This window comes from Geobacter sp. DSM 9736 (genome assembly GCF_900187405.1).
Lineage (GTDB): Bacteria > Desulfobacterota > Desulfuromonadia > Geobacterales > Geobacteraceae > DSM-9736.
The window spans coordinates 1,553,674-1,570,732 of sequence record NZ_LT896716.1 but is presented as its reverse complement, the minus strand read 5'-3'; the positions used below and the strand labels follow the sequence as shown (position 1 = coordinate 1,570,732).

Genomic DNA, 17,059 nt, shown 5'->3' with positions numbered 1-17,059 from the left:
CCCATCAGGTTGTCCACCTGTTGCAATATGGAAAAGGAGGAGGTGATGGCGGCAGGTAAAGAAGGGGGAAGTTCAGTGCCAGAGCCCGGTGAAGTGGCGGCGGGGCTTTCTGCGCGGCCTCTGCAAATTCGTGGGGAGGTTTTCGTACTCCTCCGTGTGGTTGATGTGAGGGTGGAGGAGATCCAGTTCTGCGGTTAACTGATGGAGCCTCCGTATCCGTTCTTCAGTGGGGGGGTGGGTTCGCAAGAGCGACGGGTCCCCCTTCCCGTGCCCGGCGAAGCCATGCTGCTGAATCTTCCGCTGATACTCTTCCATTTTTGCAAGGGCGGAGGCAAGTCCCGCTCCATCCCCCAGAAGCTCCACCGCATTCATGTCGGCGTTATATTCGCGGGTTCTCGACAGCGCCAGTTGGAGAAGGGCACTCACGAGGGGGGCTGTAAGCATTAGAAGGAGGGGGAGCCAGGGGAGGGAGTATTTTCCCAAGAGAAGGAGCGGCAGGTTGATGAGGATCAGGATCTGACCGAAGATCGAGATGGTATGGGTGAGACGGCTCACCACGTCGGCGAAGCTCATCACCCATGTATCCTTGTGCAGGATATGGCTGACTTCGTGGGCGAGAACCGATGTCAGTTCCCGTAGTGTAAGAAGGCGAAGAATACCATCGGAAACGGATATGGCGGCGGTTGCCCCATGGCCGATGGAAAAGACGAGGGCAGCATCGCTGGCAATGTAGTGCAGGCGGGGTGCCGGCAGGCGGGCGCGGCGGCAGATTTCCCTGAGAATCGCGTGAAGTTTCGGCGCTTCGCACTCATCGAGGGGACGTGCATTAAACATCTTGAGGGTCAGGGCCGGAAAAATACGCAGACTTGCCAGCAGGGGAAGGATTCCAACAAGGATCGCCCAGATGATCCCGTAGACCCCGGCGATGGACCAGCCCAACAGAGCCAGCAGCAACAGGAGCGCACCCAGGAGGATAATTGTGTGAAAAAGGTTCGTGAGGCGGTGGCTCATGAATCCGGACATGGTTGCCTTCCTCGAATCCGTCAGCTGCTGCGGTCCCGGCCCAGGATTTGATTTAGAAAGAGGTCCAGCTCTCCTTCGGCCGCGGTGAAGTCCTCAAGGCAGATCACTGCGTCTTCCTGCCACTCGCGGGTCTTGTAATAGACTTTATCATAGTAATCCGCCATGAGCCTCATCATGAAAGGTTCTAGCTCCCACCGATCGAGATGCTCTGCTATCTCCCGGTATCTCTCTTCCCCCAGCTTTTTCCGGATACGCTGAAGGGCGCGCTCCATCTCTTCTTTATACTCGATACAGCCATATTCCGCTATCAGCCGCGTCACCCTGGTTTCCAGTGAAGCCTGACACCATACTTTCACCGACTGCCGCATACGGTCGTACATGTCGCCGGGGAGAGAGACTTTACCGATCCGCCTGCTTTCTCCCTCGACTAGGATCGGGACGCCGGGCTGGAGGCGGCGAAAAGAATCCCAAAGGAGCGTCTCGAACCGCTTCTGCGACAGCGTCTGCCGAAGTCCGACTTCTCCGAAGGCGGAGCCGCGGTGGCAGGCGAGTCCTTCCAGGTCCACCACGGGATAGCGGTGGCCGAGCTTCTGCAGAAAAGTCGTCTTTCCGATTCCGGTCATTCCGTGGAAAACCACGAGGGGAGCGGGTGGATTGAACGGTTCGAAGTAGGAGACAACCTGCGCTCGGAACGATTTGTAGCCGCCGGTCAGCTGGACGGCCGGGTAACCGGTGAGATCGAGAATGGAAACGACGGTCTTGCTGCGCAGTCCTCCGCGCCAGCAGTAGACGAGGATGGGGCGTCCTGATGCTTGTGCACCGATCTGGGCGACCATTGCCGGAAAACGATGGGCAGTCAGTTCAAGCCCTCGCCTGCGGGCCTCCAGCGGCCCCTGATGCTTGTGGATCGTGCCGATCTCGGCCCGTTCTTCATTGTCTAGGAGCGGAACGTTTACTGCCCCGGGAAGATGGTCTTCGTCGAACTCAGCCGGTGAGCGGACATCGACGATGCAGTGGGTATCGAGAAGGGCTGGATCGAAGGGTAGTGACTTCATCGGTTTCTCCGTTGGAACGGGCCATTATAGTGGGGTGGGGAGGCGATTGCAAGGGAGGTATGGCACAGTTCGCCAGAAAGGAACGTCCGGCTGGGAATGTCTGGTGGAGAAGCTATAATGATGAAGCATGCATCACGGAGGTAAGCTGTGCATCAGGTTCCTTTCGATGAATTCTGTCACCGGCTCGGCGTAGATCCAGTCACCGGACTCACTACTGGCGAGGCGGCGCGCCGGCTTCAACATGACGGCCCGAATGAACTGATTCAGCGCAGGCGGGAACCGGAATTAGTAATATTCATGAGGCAGATGACGAATCTGTTTTCGCTGCTCCTTCTGGCCGGCTCCGTCCTTTCCTTTATTGCCGACTATGTAGAGCCCGGTCAGGGAAACGCATACATAGGTGCTGCGCTCCTCGTCGTGATGCTTCTCAACGGTTCTTTCAGCTGGTATCAGCAGCGGAAGGCGGAGCGGATAATGGCGGGGTTCCGCAATATGCTCCCCCGGCTGGCCCGCGTCGTCCGCGGTGGTGAAATTCAGGAGATTCCAGCGGCGCAGGTGGTGCGTGGGGACGTGCTTTTCCTTGAGGAAGGGGAGCAGGTCCCAGCCGATGCCCGGCTGTTCGATGTGGCGGGGCTCAAGGTAGACAATGCCTCACTTACCGGGGAATCGGAGCCGCAACTGCGAACGACATACCCGACCGACCGGCACCTTCTCGATAGCCGGAACGTCGTCTTTTCCGGAACCGCCGTGCAGGCGGGGGAGGGGAAAGGAATCGTTTTCGCTACCGCCATGAAGACCCAGATCGGCCGCACTGCCGATCTGACACAGACGGTAACGGCGCGGGAGATTCCGATCCGGAGGGAAATCGCACGGTTCACCCGGATCATTTCGTTTATTGCCGTGATAATGGGGGCAGCGGTATTTTTGGTCAGCCTCTTTGTCGTCGCCAATCCCGTTACCGCAAAGCTCATCTTCGCCATCGGCATTATTGTCGCCAACGTCCCTGAAGGGCTCCTCCCCACGGTCACGCTCTGCCTCGCGGGAGCCGCCCGACGGATGGCCGACCAGAAGGCCCTCGTAAAGAACCTGGAATCGGTGGAGACCCTGGGCTGCACCACGGTCGTCTGCACCGACAAGACCGGGACGCTCACCGTAAACCGGATGGCGGTACAGCGGCTCTTTCTCAACGAGTGCATGCACAGCGATGCAGACGCTTCGTTCGAGCCCGAGGAACTCGAAAAACTGCTCCTTGTGGCGATCCTCTGCAACAATGCCCATGCTGCCGGCGATGACGGAAGGTCGTTCCTCGGCGACCCGACCGAGACGGCCCTTCTCGAATTCGCCGCCCGCTTTCAAGACATCCGTCGGGTGCGGCATGACTTCCCGCGGCTTTACGAGGAGCCCTTCACCGGCAGGACGAAGATGATGGTGACGGTGAACGAGGTGGCGGGGAAGCAGGTGGCCTGCATGAAAGGCGCCCCTGATGTGGTGATCGAGCGGTGCGGCACGATCCTCATCAACGGGCAGGAAGTTCCCTTTACTCAGGAGCATCGGAGTGCTTACCTGAACGCTTACGAAGACCTTGCGAGACGAGGGGAACGGGTGCTTCTCCTTGCCTGTCAGGAGGTGCCGGTGCGCGGGAGCTGGCAGGACGAGGACCTCCCTTCCTCGGGGTACACCTTCATAGGACTGATCGGCATGTTTGATCCGCCTCGTCAGGAAGTGCCTGCGGCAGTCCGTGGCATCCGGGCAGCAGGCATCCGCGTGGTCATGATCACCGGGGATTATCAGACCACTGCCCTCGCCATTGCTCGCACGGTGGGGATAGTTTCCGGAGCCGATGCTGCCGTCATCACCGGCGAGCAGCTGCGTACCATGCGCGATGAAGCCCTGGAGTGGGAGCTGGAGCGGGAGGAGGTGATCTTCGCAAGGACCTCTCCCGAGCAGAAGCTGCGTATCGTGCAGGCCCTGCAACGGCGGGGAGAGGTGGTGGCAGTTACGGGGGACGGGGTGAACGATGCTCCTGCGCTGAAACATGCCGACATAGGGGTTGCGATGGGACGCTCGGGTACCGACGTTGCGCGGGAGGCGGCGGACATCGTCCTTCTCGATGACAACTTCGCCACCATCTTCCCCGCGATCCAGGAAGGGCGCAGAATATTCGAGAATCTCAAGAAGTCGATCCGCTACACGGTAAGCCATGCGGTGCCCGAAGTCATGCCGTATCTCGCCTTTCTTCTCTTCGGCATACCCCTGCCGCTCACAGTTACCCTGATTCTCGCCATCGATCTCGGCACGGACATGCTACCGGCCATCGCCTTGGGCAAGGAGCAGCCGGAGCGTGACATCATGCTGCTGCCTCCGCGCCGGCGCGATGAGCGGCTCGTGAGCCCTCATCTGCTGCTGCTTGCCTATGGCGTGTTCGGTACGATTGAGGCTGCTGCCGGCTTTTACGCTTATTTCAGCGTACTAATGACCGGCGGCTGGCGATGGGGGACGAGCCTTGCCGCGGGAGATCCCCTCTATCTGAAGGGGGTGTCGGCTTTCTTCGCGGCAATCGTCCTTTGCCAGGTAGCCAACGGCCTCGTGTCGAAGGCGCACCGGCAATCACTTCTCCGGCAGGGTCTTTTCTCCAACCCGCTCCTTCTGGTCGGGCTCGGGGTCGGACTCCTGCTGGCAGGGACAATCGTCGGCCTCGATGCGCTGCATCCGATCTTCGGAAATGCTTCCCTTTCCCTTCACGAGTTTTTTCTCGCCTGGCCTTTCGCCGTGGCTCTCGTGCTTCTCGATGAGGCGAGGCGGTGGATTATCCGGCAACGCATGGCATAATTGTGTCTGTTGCCCTTGATTTTGAGACTGTTTAGTGGTAGTTAATGTGCGTTTGTCCGGCTTAACATCATTAATCATAAAGGAGAGAACAGGCATGGCGTATCCAGCAGACTTCGAAAAGGCGCTCCAGGTCGGGCGGCCGCCCAACATCCGTGAGCTCTTCCCCAATTCCAAGGCGCTCATCGTCAGCGGCAAGGTGATCGACCGGGCCATGCTCTCCAGGGGCAAGGCCATCGCTCTGGCTGCCAACGGCAGGAACTACTTCGTCATCCGGGGCGTTCTTCGAGCCGCCCAGCGTGCCAATGCTCCCGTCATCATCGAAATAGCCAAATCTGAAGGGGGGCAGAAGGCATACTGTCCGGTAAACTACTGGAATATGGCGCGCATTACCGACGCGCTGTGCAACGAGCTCGGGATCACCGTTCCGGTGGCGATCCATGCGGATCACTACGGGATCAAGAGCGACAAGGACCTTGCGGCTGCGAAGGTCGAGATACCGACCATGTTCGAAGCGGGAATCACTTCCATCGCCATCGATGCTTCGCATCTTCCCGATGACCAGAACCTGCTGGCCAACATCGCCATTAACTCCTACATCCCCTCGTGGGCCGGCCTTGAAACCGAAGTTGGGGAGATCAAGGGATCACAGGGGCTCTCGACGGTGGATGAGGCTATGTTCCTAATCCGGGGCCTCAACGCACGCGACATCTTCCCCGACTGGATTGCGCTCAACAACGGGACGACTCACGGAATCGAAGCTAGCGACGCGGGTATACAGGTAGGGCTAACCGCGGAAATTCACAAGTCACTCGTACCGTACAAGGTGAATGGCGCACAGCATGGGACGTCGGGAAACAGCTCCGAGAGGTTGCGTCAGATCGCCAACGAGACTGCCACCACGAAGGCCAATGTGGCCACTGCCCTACAGATGATCTCGTGGGGCCTAGAGGTGAACGATTACGGGAATGCGCAGCTTGACCAGGAGGGGAACTTCATCAAGCGGAAGGGTGCCGGCATGAGCGATGAGCTCTGGGCTGAGATGGTGGCCTATGCCGATTCGAAAGGGTGGAAGAAAGGGGACTACAAGAACCTCAACCTTCCCTTCGAAAACAAGCTCCTCGCGCAACCGCGTGAGATCAGGGAGCGTATGTGCAAAGGGGTCGAAGATTTCACCTACAAGCTGATAACAGAGGTTTTCAATGCCCGTGACACGGCGCCTGCAGCCATCGAGGCCATTCTCAGGGCAGGAAGCCATGACCTTGGGGCCAAGGGGAGCAGGGTCGAGAACCCTGCGGAGTGGTCCGATTCACAGATCATCGAACGAGCCAAATCGATCGCGAGCGACAAGGGTCCGGAAGGGGACTTCGACGACTGATGGCCGTAGTGGATAAGTAAACGAAGGAAAGGGGGCGCGGAGGCCCCGTGGGGCGGCTTACTCAAGCCGCCCCTTCTGTTTTGGGACCCTAACGCAGGATGATGGTTGTGGTCGGCGTCGTTGTCGTCGTGCCCGTTATCCCCGTGCCCGTTATCCCCGTGCCCGTGGTCCCGATTGTGCCGGTACCCGTGCCGGTGATGCCGGTTCCAGTGGTTCCGGTGGTTCCGATTGTGGTGGTACCCGTCCCGGTGGTGCCGATGGGGGTCGTGACTGTCGTGCCGGTGGTTGTTGGGGTGCCTGTTCCGATGGTTGTGCCGATTGTGCCTGTTCCTGTGGTTCCGATTGTCCCCGTCGTCCCGATTGTCCCGGTTCCAGTTGTACCGACACCTGTGGTCCCTATGCCCGTCGTGCCGGTAGTTGTCGGAATTCCGGTCCCGATGGTCGTACCGATTGTTCCTGTTCCGGTCGTCGTGCCTGTTGTTCCAGTGCCTGTGACTCCGCCGGTTCCGGTGGTGCCGATCGTTCCTGTCCCTGTGGTTCCGACGGTTCCCGTGCCGCCGGTTCCGATGCCGACAGTCCCTGTCCCCGTTGTACCGATTGTGCCGGTGCCTGTTGTACCAATGGTTCCCGTGGTACCTACAGTCCCGGTTCCCGTCGTTCCTATGCCGGGAGTGCCCACGCCTGTCGTTCCCGCTCCCGTGGTGCCGGTGCTGCTCGGATCAAGGATATTTTCCGTGATCAGCGTTCCTGCCAGGATGTCTCCCAGCGGCCCACTGAAGACCGGCTGACTGTTTCTGTTGAGCATGGTGACGATGCCGTTGTTTCCCACGGTGGTGCGTATGTCGCTGAACAGCAGCCCGAATCCCTGATTCAGGCTCATAGGCGTCGATATGGGGTCCTGTGACCCCAGGTTGTACCTCGTCAGTAGCGGCGCAAACTTCTGCTGAAAATTACGCCGGGCTGTTGTCATGCTGGTGAAGATTGACTGAAGCCTTCCTCCCTCCGGGTTGCGGTAAAAGGAGTCCATGGAGGAGATGTTACGGAAGCGTGCCGCTTCCGCCACCATGATGTTGGAGAATGGGTTGATGTTGGCGGTGCCGGAGTTGTCGGTAATGGAGTAGAGGGAATCCGCCTTGAGGATGAACGGAGGCTGCCTGGCGCTGACATCGAAGCCGAAGGCACCCGTCTGTTGATCTATAGGCGCAGAAACTTCCACACCTCCCGCATCCTTGGCTGTAACCGCACCGCTTATTACCGTACCGTCGACTGCGACTCCCGATATGCTGTTGGTAACTGCAGCTCCGCCGCCATTGTCATCATCTCCGCAACCAGCCAAAAAGAATGTCGCGAGGCCGAGGACGAACCAGGCAGCCATATGTAGCTGTTTCCTCATACGAACCTCCATTCGTTGGTTTTTGCACAGCATTATGGAGCGATAAGCCATGGTAAAATGCTAATGTAGTTTGGCGGGGTGTCAATAAAAGCGGATCAAAAGCGGCCGTAAAGGAATAGTGTGCTGATGAGGCAATGAAGGCGCTGCCGGTTTCTACAACCTCACTACGTGAACAGAGCATGATATGCAGGGATCATAAGCTCGAACCAGCATTTCGAGCTGTAGTTTCAGTTCCGGCTCGTCGCTTCCTTCCAAAGCTCGGGCCACTGCCCAAAGGTCCCGTTTCATGGCGGATTGATTAAGTGCAGTAGGAGTTATAATGTCGGCGAACGTGCATCTGCCGCTGCTGTCGAATGCATAGCTGTGGATGAGGGTGCCGCGTGGGGCTTCCACGGCTGCGGTGCCTGCTCCCCCCCGCGGTGAAGGGGGGAGGGCTTCCTCCCGCGGAAAACCGGCAGCGAGAAGCGTGTCGATGAGTGATATGCTTCGCTCTACGGCATGAATCAGCTCAATCGCCTGGCTGAACGTGTTCCCCCGAATGTCCTGCATCATCTTGTCATCACCGGATTCCATCAGTGCAGCCACAGCGCTATCCGTCAATGCGAATTCCAGGTTCAGCCTGGCGACGGCTCCGACTGTTGGCGGTTTTCCCGCGAAAAGGCTCATTTTGGCGTTGCCCGCCCCCATGCAGTCCTCTGCGATCAGGTGCCGATATTCCGCCACGGGATACCGGTGGTGAGCCGTCCGAAAATTGTTTCCGAACAACGGAAAAAACTCCTGCTCCAGAGCGAGAAAATTCGCTGCCGGAAGGGGGGTCGGGACCATAGCCGACGGGCTGGAAGAAAAGTGGGAGAGGGCTTCCTTTACTTCGGGCAGCACGGACTCCAGGGCTTCCTTCAGGCGCAACAGCCCATCGCGGCCCGCCGGCTTACCCATTCCTCCCACAATAAGGGTTACCGGATGAATGAGTCTTCCTCCCACGACTTCCTGAACAAGGTTTCCGGCTTCCTTTATCCGCAGCCCGGACCTGAAGAGCTCCGGGGCTTCCCGTGCCAGCTCGGGAAACCCCTCTACCCCCAGGTAGTCGGGAAGTATCAGGCAGAACAGGTGGAGTGCATGGCTCTGGATGTGGCCGCCGTTGAGGATCAGTTCACGGTAAAGACGCACCTGTTCCGATACGGGGATGTCGAGAGCACGTTCCACCGCCTGCAGGGCGGTGATCCTGTGGACGGTGGAGCAGAGGGAGCAGATACGGCAGATGATTTCGGGGATGTCGGTGAACGTTTTCCCCAGCAGCAATGCCTCGAAGAGCCGAGGCGACTCGTAGAGTGAGAGCTCGATATCTTCCACTCTCTTACCGGCCATTCGTACCTTGATGCGGCCGTGCCCCTCGACCCGCGTCAAGGGCTTGATCTCAATAACGTCGCTCATGATCCCACTCCGGATAAAAACGGCGCAGCCTTGTTTCAATTGTCTCCCGGTCGTATCCCTTCGCGACGAGCAGGTCCACCTCTGCTGCCACATTGACTTCTGCCGCAGGGCCGCGGCACCCCTCGCATACTATTCCCGCTGCCGGGCAGCGTGCGTTGCAGCCTGCCCGGATGAGAGGGCCGAGGCAGAGCAGGTCGTCCTCGATGAGTAGGCATCTGTTTTCGCGGTTTCGGCATTCGGTGCACACCGGGTAGACGGGTAGTACGGGCAAGGTGTCCCGGAGTAGCGCGGCCAGGGTGACCAGGAGTTCCCCTTTTTCAGGTGGACACCCGGGAATTGACAGGTCCGTCTGCACAAAACGATCAAATGGCGCAGGAGAGAAGGTGGCCATCTGCCTGCCGGCTTCCCCGTACACTGCGGCAGCAAGAAGTTCCCGGGGCTGATCGTTGTCCATTGCGGCAATGCCTCCCCACAGCGCGCAGGTGCCGAATGCGACAAGGTAGCGACTGCTGCTTCTCAACTGCATGAGGGTTGCCAGATCAGCGGGTGTGGATACCGCGCCTTCGACGAATGCGGCGTCGAACTCCGTACATTCCCGCAGGCTGGAATTCCCCAATGGGAAGTAGGCGAAGTCGAAGGAGGCGCTGAGACGTGCAAGCTCTTCTTCGCAATTGAGAAGCGTCAATTGGCACCCGGAACAGGCGGTGAGCCCGGCAAACGCTACCACCGGCCTTTTCACAGCGCACCTTCGATGTGCCTGAGTTGAAGCCAGGTGAACACGGGGCCGTCGCTGCAGCAGAACTGATCTCCTACCCCGCAGTGACAGCAAAGACCGATTCCGCACTTCATGCGGCGCTCCAGGGAGAGGTGGATATTTTCCTCCTCGATTCCGGCTTGCTGCAGCTCGCCTATGACGCAGCGGTAGAGGGGCGGGGGGCCGCATACGGCGGCGACGGCATCCCGCCTCAGGAATCGAATTCCCGAGAGGATATCGGTGACGAGCCCCTTTCTGCAGGCCAGCCCCTCGGCCGCCTCCCCCTCGAGGAAATCAACAGTGAGGAACAGTTTCAGGTCTTTACGGCATGACAGTACCGCAAGCTCCTCTCGGAACAGGAGGAGGTCGGTCCGGCGTGCGCCATACATCAGCGTAATCTCTCCATACTCTCTACGCCTCTCCAGAAGGTAGCGGAGCAGGGAACGGAGTGGCGCCATTCCGAGTCCTCCAGCCAGCATAAGGACATCTTTTCCTTTCCATTTTTCCACCGGAAAGCCATTTCCGAAGGGGCCCCTCACTGCAACCTTTGCGTCGGCCGAAAGGCAGTGGAGCAGGTTCGTCACGTGTCCCGCACGCCTGACGCAGAGCTCCAGGTGGCTGTCCCCGGGCGTTCCGGCGAGGGAAATGGGAACTTCTCCCCCTGCGGGAACCGATAGCTGGATGAACTGCCCCGGCGAAAAGGAGAAGCATCTTTGCTCCTCCAGGCGGAGTCGATACAGTGCCGTGTCACCGGTCAGTCGACGGACGGCCTCTATTGTCGCTGTTGCAGGAACTGAGATAGGCCTATTCACGGTCATTCAGCATCCTCCTTCGGAAGATGCCCTCTGTCTGTCCACCTTTCCATTCCTCGAAGAGTCGAAGCAGATCAATCTCGACGGGGCAGACCTCCCGGCAACGACCACAACCAACGCAGGAGAGGAGGCCGCGGCTCGGACCGAACCCGAGATACTTGTGCTGGTACCGGTACCGGAAGCGCTCGCGGCGAGAGAGCCTGAAGTTGGTTCCCCCGGCGATCTCGCCGTGGGAGCGGAAGAGGCAGTTGTCCCATTCCCGAAGGCGCGGGGCGCTGCTTCCATCCAAGTCACCATGTTCCTTTATGTCGAAGCAGTAACAGGTCGGGCAACAGAGGGAGCAGGCTCCGCATGAGAGGCACCGGTCGGCGAATTCATCCCAGAGCGGGCTCTGGTTGAACTTCTCGCCGCAGGCCACTGCTTCCTTGATTGGAGCTTCTCCGGGAAAGGATCGTTCTTCATGTCGAGGAGGCTCCCGATCTTCGAGAAATGAAGAGGAGGAAGCGAGGAGGACGTCGCCGATCTCCCCCGCTGGATGAATATAGAATCCGCCTTCGCCTGCTTCAAGATGAATATCGCCACATGCAGTGGAACAACTGCCGGTTGCGCCGCAGAAGCAGAATTGGTCAGGTTCGCACGAAACCGACACGAGGATCAGAGCCTTTCTCTTCTCCTCGTAGCACTGGTCGGAGTGGAGAAACATCTTGTCAAGATAGGCGATCCCCGCTACGTCGCAGGGATGTAGCCCGTAGAGTACGATGGGCGGATGTTCCTCAAGAACGTGCATATATCCGGCTGCTTCGCTCCATTCGAGGATCTTTTCACGGGGGGGCAGCAGGTATTTCTTCGGGGGGAGAAGGGTGCGGGAATAATGGTGCTGTATTTCGCCGGGCGACCGGAGAGGGCGAAACGCCAGCACGCCGTCATCGGTCCGGATGGGGCCGTGCAGTACGCCGTGGTCGGAAAGATGCTCGATGAATCGTGGGAGGTGGATGTCCTGCAGGAAACGCATTGGAACGTCCTCCAAAGCTGACACTTTAACCTTACCACCAGGAGGGGGGGTGGACAAGGCTTCCACAGTGCATATGGCGGTTCAAAAAATCACTTGGTCTGTCCACCTTTAGTACAGGCTCATGTTTTGCTCAGGTGCAACATGTTGATTCTTAGGTGATCACGGTGGTATGAAAGATGCTGGGATCTGAGGTTACCCGCCCCGGCCGCGGCGGGTGGAAAGGATGCACCCCATGAAGGACCGAGATTTCAGAGCCCTAGCCATTGAAAGTATCATTCCCGAGTTCTTTCCGCAGGTTGCGCTCTACATCAGGAACAAGAACCTGGGGAACTACATCCTCTACCGGAAGCACGACATGAGCCTGACCGACAACGATCTGGCGAAGCTGCGGCGGTCTCGGCTCGAATTTCTTTACGTTCGCGTCATAGACATTTATATCATTGCCGACTATCTGGAAAATAATCTTCCCGCACTTGTAGCCCGGGACGATATAGGCAGCAGTGCCAAGGGAACGATGATCTATCAGGCTTCCGCCTACTATCTTACCGACATTTTCGAGACGCCGGACAAGGTGATGGATCATGGACGCTGCCGGAACGTCGTCCGCCACCTCCTGGGCTATCTGACTTCCGACCAGGATCCGCTCAAGCCTCTCAAGACAATCATGCCTCAAAATTTCTATATCTTCGTTCACAGCGTCCAGGTATCCGCCCTCATGATGCTCCTTCACGAGAAGTTATTGAACCTTGAGGAGGAGGCACTGGTCGAGGTGGGGGTGGGGTCTCTTCTTCATGATGTGGGAATGGTTTTTATCTCCGACGAGATACTGGAAAAACCGGAAGCACTTTCGAATATCGAATACTCGCTGGTCAAGGAGCATCCGGAGAAAGGTCATGAATTCATGTCAGGGGTCGAGGGGATCAGCGAAACGGCACTGGCGATAATCCGGCAGCATCATGAACGGTTCAACGGCAGTGGCTATCCTGACTGCCTCAGGGGGGATTCGATCCACCCTTCGGCACAGCTGGCCGCCATTTGCGATACCTACTTCGCGTTGACCACGAGCCGCCCTTTCCGAAGGGGAACATCGCATGAAGAAGCTCTTGCCATGATGCGGAATCTGTCCGCCGTGTTCAACCCGATGCTCTTCGAAGGGTTTGTGGAGATGATTTCGAAGCATGTCTGAGGGGAATGCCTTCAGAGAGACAAAAAAGCGCAGGAGCCTTAGGCTTCTGCGCTTTTTGTAGTTTTTGGCGGGCGATACTGGATTCGAACCAGCGACCTCAGGCTTCGGAGGCCTGCGCTCTATCCAACTGAGCTAACCGCCCACGATGGCTATTACTACTATATTTTCCGTCATTACTCAAGGTTAAATCTTCCTCCCCATGCCCTCAGGCAAGTATGGCATACATCTGTCCATTTTCAGCCGCTTCTGCTACAATTTGCCGTTCCTAGGAGAAGATGATGAAGAAACTAAATATTCTGTTCCCGTTTTTGCTGTTCTTTCTGATGCTCCCCCGCATTGCTCCGGCTGCTCACTACGAAATGAAGAAGGTTTCGGATTCGGTGTATGCCGCTGTCGCTCTGCCTGCCGGCAAGGCGGGGAGCAACGCAATGGTCATCATATCTGATAATCATGTGATTCTTGCCGGATCACATTTCGTTCCGGAGGCCGTCAAGGAGCTTCTTGCAGAGGTCTCCCAGATAACGAGCTTCCCCGTGAAGGAAGTCATCCTCACCCACCACCACAGCGGATACAACTATATTGACCTCGACCTGCCGGTCAATGCGTCAATCTTTACCTCATGGCAGACGTGGCAGTCACTCAATAGCGAATACAGGCGAGTTAAAAATCCGGTTACCATCTTCGAAAACGCTCTGACCCTTCAGCGGGGACAGCTCTCCATAGTCCTCAGCAATACCGGCAAAGGGCACAGTGCCGGCGACGTGGTCGTGTACATACCCAATGAGGATGTTCTGTTTACTTCGGATCTGCTGTTCAACGGAGTTGTTGGCTATATGGGGAACGGCTACATGCGCGATTGGGTGATGAACCTGGAGATGCTGGAGAGTCTTACTGCAGCTACGGTCATCCCAGGTGTCGGCTCGGTTACCGACAGCGGGGGAATAAGCGCTTTTCTGGTTTTTATGCGTGAATTCTTGACGGAAGTACTGCGCCACGTGGAAAAGGGGGAGAACCTGGCACAGACGAAGAAGGGTTTCTCCCTCCCAGCCTATCAGCAGCTGCCGGGGTACAAGACGTTCTTTAACGTCAACATCGAAAGGGCATATGGCGAATTCAAGTCGGACCAGACGAACGGGAAAGCTTCCGGCGCCAGCGCCCGTTGAACCTGTTATTTCACCGGCGAACCGAACACCGGCACCATTATCTCCGCCTTCGTGGGATGATCTGTTGCGATGGTGACATAGCCGCTTAGAATACGGTCCTCAGCACGGGGGGTCACCGTGATGTGGATCTTCCCGGATTCGCCCGGCCGCAACTGCTGATTTTCGCTCTTGATCACCACCTGCGGCATCGGAGTCTTTACTGATGTCAGTTTGAGTGGCTTCTTTCCCCGGTTCTCCACGCTTAATACCAGCGTCTTGGCTGTGCCGGCCTTAACCTGACCGAAATTCAGCTGCTTCGGGTTGGCTTGTACCTCGCTGTTCACAACACCCTTCATCGTAAGCGTGTAGTTTGGGGTTTGCGGGTCGTTTGTCTCCAGCGCAATGGTTTTTGTTATATTCCCTGTAAAGTTGGTGGAATTGAACGTTGTCTTGATCTCCGCTGTTTTTCCAGGCTGTACGACGGGCGAGGAGGCGTTCGCTGCCGTGCATCCGCATGCCGGCCTGACGTGCAGGATGTTGAGGGGGGCATCTCCCGCATTTCTGATGGTGAAGACATGATCGATCTTTGCCCCTTCGGTGATGGCGCCGAAATTGAACACAGGCTGCTTGACCTCTATCGCCGGCGCAGCCAACGCGGTGGCTGTCAGATACAGGAAGAAGATTGTTACGAGCGCGACATTTTTGCTCATGGCAGTGCTCCATCAAGTGGATTTCGGCAGCGGGAACTGCCGTTACTGTGAGAAAGCGTTCAGGATTATAACACAGCCTCCCCTGGTAAGCCATATTGATTTGACACGCCATCTGCCTTTCTGTTATAGAAACCAGCGGAGAAATGCCAGCCATGAAGCCTATTTACGACGAAAAGAACGGAATGCAGTTGCAGCTGCTCTATTCGCGGCAGAGAATTGCCGATGCCGTTGACCGGCTGGCTGCGGAGGTTTCGGCAGATTATGCGGGGCGAGAGCTGCTCGTCATTGTCGTGCTGCAGGGAGCATTCATGTTTGCGGCGGATCTGGTGAGAAAGCTTACTGTTCCGCTGAACCTTGATTTCGTGCGTATTGCCAGCTACCAGGGGACTGAAAGCACCGGCAAGCCTGTTACTACCATGCAGCTTAAGTCTTATGCCAGGGGAAGGCACCTGCTTGTTGTCGAGGATATCGTGGATACAGGCATTTCCCTTTCCGCACTCCTGCGCGATCTGCAGGAGGAGGGGCCGGCGAGTCTGCGGGTCTGCACTCTCATAGACAAGCATGAGCGGCGTCGGGCGGATGTCCGGGTGGATTATGCTGGCATCGTGTGCGAGTCCGGTTTTGTAGTCGGTTACGGACTTGATTTGAACGGCGACTGGCGCCAGTTGCCTGACATCTACCATGCTGAACCGGTATCCGCAGGGAGGGATTGATGATAGTCCAGTGTGGGCAATGCTCCACCAAATTCAGGCTTGATGACGCGAAGGTAAAGGATTCCGGGGTAAAGGTGCGATGCTCCCGGTGCAGGCATGTTTTTATCGTTCATCGGGAACCATCTTCCGCCGAATCCGAGTTTGGGCGGATTCTGGCCGGGATGGAGCCGGAGGAAGTGCAGAAGTGTGAATCCGGTGAGGCGGCGTCGGAAGAAGGACTGCTCAGTCGGCAGGATCGGACCGGAGTCGGTAGCGACGCCGGACGCGAGGGCTTCTTTTCCCATACTACCAGTGTGGACGACAATGCCCAACTCTTCTCCAGCGCCGAATCCCTTCCCAGCAGTGCCGTAGATACCGCCGATTACGGGGATATGGAATCATCTACTGAAGACGATTCTGCTCCGGCTGCGGGGTTAGATGCGTTCGTAGATCCCCCTGATGCATCTTTTAACCTTGCCCTCGATAGGGGAGGGTTGGAGGGGGAAGGCACGGGTCGTGCGGTAGACACCAGTGAGGCAGCGGTTCCAGGAGGGATTGAGATTCCCGAGGATGCTGGCCCTCAGCCCGCCTCGTCACGACGGACATCCTCCGCTTTGCCTGTTGCCGTCATGGCAGTATCGGTTGCTTTCGTGATTGCTCTGGCGGGCGCCGGTTTCTATCTGCTCAACGCGGGTCCCGCCGGGTTCGACCGGTTGGGGTTGAGCGCGGTTGCCAAGTGGGCGGGACTCGAGCCTGCCGAAGAGGGTAAGATAACCCTCCGTACCAGCAGCGGGACATTCGTTAGCAACAAGGAGGCTGGAGAATTGCTGGTCATCACCGGCGACGTGGTCAATAACTATCGCAAGCCTCGCGCTTCCATCCAGGTACGTGCTTTGCTATATGGGCCGAAGGGGGAGGTGGTTGCCCGCAAAACGGCTTATTGCGGAAATGTGCTGACAAAGGAGCAGCTGGCTACGCTTCCTTTAAATAAGATAGAAGCAGCGATGAACAATCAGTTCGGTGATTCTCTGTCCAATCTCGGAGTGGCCCCGGGCAAGGCAATCCCCTTCGTGCTGGTATTCAGCAGGGTGCCGAATGAAGCTGCGGAGTTCGGTGTGGAGATTGCCGGTTCGACGGTGGCGAGTCAGTGAGGGATTTGAAAATGAAGAAATAAAAAAGGCCGGCATAATGCCGGCCTTTTTTATGAAGTAGCGGAGCGGATCAGGCTACGATCGCGTTGGTCGGGCAGGTATCCACGCAAGCGCCGCAATCGATGCAGGTATCGGCGTCGATCGCCCTCTTGTCACCTACTTCGCTGATGGCGTTGACAGGGCAGGAGTCGTCACATGCGCCGCAGTTGATGCACTCGTCGGTAATTTTGTGAGCCAAGGTTGTCACCTCCTTTTTTGATGATTAACCGTTTGATTTTGGCAGAAACTAGCATAGCCGGCAGTAAATGTCCAGCAGAAAGCTTTGGGCAGAAAATGCCCGATAAAAGACTTGAATTGACCCCGACTCTCCTGTAGTATAAAATACAGTTTTATTTATGGTAAAGTTTGTGTTCGGTTTTTTATCTACACGCAAATAATTCAATCAAATTGAAGATAATCGGCTTCTTGCCAGTTTAAAATCAGGAGGGTTTTTC

General features: G+C 57.3%; 15 protein-coding genes and 1 tRNA gene. 6 read left to right on the top strand and 10 right to left on the bottom strand.

The features are described from left to right. Positions 1-72: 72 nt before the first annotated feature. Both CFB04_RS07160 and mnmH read right to left on the bottom strand, forming a co-directional pair. A complete protein-coding gene (locus CFB04_RS07160; RefSeq protein ID WP_088534633.1) occupies positions 73-1,023 on the bottom strand; it encodes a zinc metalloprotease HtpX in 951 nt (316 codons plus the stop codon). A gap of 20 nt (positions 1,024-1,043) precedes the next feature. Next, positions 1,044-2,078 carry a tRNA 2-selenouridine(34) synthase MnmH gene (mnmH, locus tag CFB04_RS07155; protein WP_088534632.1) on the bottom strand — a complete coding sequence of 345 codons (1,035 nt, stop codon included), beginning with the start codon at positions 2,076-2,078 and terminating at the stop codon, positions 1,044-1,046. A 147-nt stretch (positions 2,079-2,225) separates the two neighbouring features. On the opposite strand from mnmH, the gene CFB04_RS07150 reads away from it, so the two are divergent. Together CFB04_RS07150 and CFB04_RS07145 are read left to right on the top strand one after the other, a co-directional pair. Next, positions 2,226-4,907, top strand: coding sequence for an HAD-IC family P-type ATPase (locus CFB04_RS07150; protein WP_088534631.1), 2,682 nt, complete (start codon positions 2,226-2,228; stop codon positions 4,905-4,907). Positions 4,908-5,001: 94 nt separating this feature from the next. Then, entirely contained in the window at positions 5,002-6,282 is a 1,281-nt protein-coding gene (locus CFB04_RS07145; protein ID WP_088534630.1) for a class II fructose-bisphosphate aldolase, read from the top strand. A gap of 88 nt (positions 6,283-6,370) precedes the next feature. Here the strand turns inward: CFB04_RS07145 and CFB04_RS18205 are convergent, their stop codons facing one another. The 5 genes from CFB04_RS18205 to CFB04_RS07120 form a co-directional block, all read right to left on the bottom strand. Beyond that, positions 6,371-7,675, bottom strand: coding sequence for a hypothetical protein (locus tag CFB04_RS18205; protein WP_197692597.1), 1,305 nt, complete (start codon positions 7,673-7,675; stop codon positions 6,371-6,373). 153 nt (positions 7,676-7,828) lie between these two features. Next, positions 7,829-9,106, bottom strand: a complete 1,278-nt coding sequence (locus CFB04_RS07135; RefSeq protein ID WP_088534629.1) for a Ni/Fe hydrogenase subunit alpha — start codon at positions 9,104-9,106, stop codon at positions 7,829-7,831. Next, positions 9,090-9,845 (bottom strand): NADH:ubiquinone oxidoreductase, encoded by a 756-nt coding sequence (locus CFB04_RS07130; protein ID WP_088534628.1) that lies wholly within the window; start codon positions 9,843-9,845, stop codon positions 9,090-9,092. The genes CFB04_RS07135 and CFB04_RS07130 overlap by 17 nt, the downstream gene beginning before the upstream one ends. After that, positions 9,842-10,678 (bottom strand): FAD/NAD(P)-binding protein, encoded by an 837-nt coding sequence (locus CFB04_RS07125; RefSeq protein WP_088534627.1) that lies wholly within the window; start codon positions 10,676-10,678, stop codon positions 9,842-9,844. Before CFB04_RS07125 ends, CFB04_RS07130 begins: the two co-directional genes overlap by 4 nt. Next, on the bottom strand, positions 10,665-11,684 hold the full coding sequence (locus CFB04_RS07120) for a 4Fe-4S dicluster domain-containing protein (RefSeq protein ID WP_088534626.1): 1,020 nt from the start codon (positions 11,682-11,684) through the stop codon (positions 10,665-10,667). The genes CFB04_RS07125 and CFB04_RS07120 overlap by 14 nt, the downstream gene beginning before the upstream one ends. A gap of 232 nt (positions 11,685-11,916) precedes the next feature. Here CFB04_RS07120 and CFB04_RS07115 point away from each other — a divergent pair, with 232 nt between their 5' ends. Then, positions 11,917-12,870 (top strand): HD-GYP domain-containing protein, encoded by a 954-nt coding sequence (locus tag CFB04_RS07115; RefSeq protein ID WP_088534625.1) that lies wholly within the window; start codon positions 11,917-11,919, stop codon positions 12,868-12,870. Positions 12,871-12,935: 65 nt separating this feature from the next. Here CFB04_RS07115 and CFB04_RS07110 read toward each other — a convergent pair. Further along, positions 12,936-13,012: transfer RNA gene (locus CFB04_RS07110), tRNA-Arg, on the bottom strand. A 133-nt stretch (positions 13,013-13,145) separates the two neighbouring features. On the opposite strand from CFB04_RS07110, the gene CFB04_RS07105 reads away from it, so the two are divergent. Continuing rightward, positions 13,146-14,033, top strand: coding sequence for an MBL fold metallo-hydrolase (locus tag CFB04_RS07105; RefSeq protein WP_231934423.1), 888 nt, complete (start codon positions 13,146-13,148; stop codon positions 14,031-14,033). Between the two features lie 5 nt (positions 14,034-14,038). On the opposite strand, the gene CFB04_RS07100 is transcribed toward CFB04_RS07105, so the two are convergent. Then, positions 14,039-14,722 carry a DUF1573 domain-containing protein gene (locus CFB04_RS07100; protein WP_088534623.1) on the bottom strand — a complete coding sequence of 228 codons (684 nt, stop codon included), beginning with the start codon at positions 14,720-14,722 and terminating at the stop codon, positions 14,039-14,041. A 152-nt stretch (positions 14,723-14,874) separates the two neighbouring features. Between CFB04_RS07100 and hpt the strand changes: the two genes are divergently transcribed. Continuing rightward, the gene (hpt, locus tag CFB04_RS07095; RefSeq protein ID WP_231934416.1) at positions 14,875-15,435 is read left to right on the top strand and encodes a hypoxanthine phosphoribosyltransferase; all 561 of its coding nucleotides are present in this window, start codon (positions 14,875-14,877) and stop codon (positions 15,433-15,435) included. Next, positions 15,435-16,565 carry a DUF3426 domain-containing protein gene (locus CFB04_RS07090; protein WP_088534622.1) on the top strand — a complete coding sequence of 377 codons (1,131 nt, stop codon included), beginning with the start codon at positions 15,435-15,437 and terminating at the stop codon, positions 16,563-16,565. The genes hpt and CFB04_RS07090 overlap by 1 nt, the downstream gene beginning before the upstream one ends. Positions 16,566-16,635: 70 nt before the next feature. On the opposite strand, the gene CFB04_RS07085 is transcribed toward CFB04_RS07090, so the two are convergent. Next, a complete protein-coding gene (locus tag CFB04_RS07085; protein WP_088534621.1) occupies positions 16,636-16,803 on the bottom strand; it encodes a DUF362 domain-containing protein in 168 nt (55 codons plus the stop codon). Positions 16,804-17,059 lie beyond the last annotated feature (256 nt).